1 pseudogene is annotated in these 275 nt (G+C 30.2%); it reads right to left on the bottom strand.

The features are described from left to right. Positions 1-65: 65 nt before the first annotated feature. Positions 66-275, bottom strand: a pseudogene (locus SB754_RS20120) (hypothetical protein); the annotation flags it as partial.

The raw sequence follows: 275 nt of genomic DNA, 5'->3' as shown, positions 1-275 counted from the left end.
CGGCGTCTTTTTTTTATAAATTCGATCTTATAATTTACTTTTAAGTGACGGAAAAAGCAGATAAACTATTGTCTAATTGATGTTTTCTCTTCCAAAGCCATCTTTGCAATTTCATCTTTTCGTTTAAAAGTTACTCCATTATGTTTTTTGATGTATACTAATAAATCAGATGTCATTTTAACTATCTGTGGAGTCCCGCCAATTCTGTCATGGAAACTTATAGATAATTGCCTTCTTTTAAATTCACTTTCAATATAAAGCTGGTCAAATTCTGC

Origin of the sequence: Leifsonia sp. SIMBA_070 (genome assembly GCF_046534635.1) — a bacterium.
Lineage (GTDB): Bacteria > Actinomycetota > Actinomycetes > Actinomycetales > Microbacteriaceae > Leifsonia.
The sequence above is the reverse complement of the archived record's forward strand: the minus strand, read 5'-3'. Positions and strand labels throughout refer to the sequence as shown.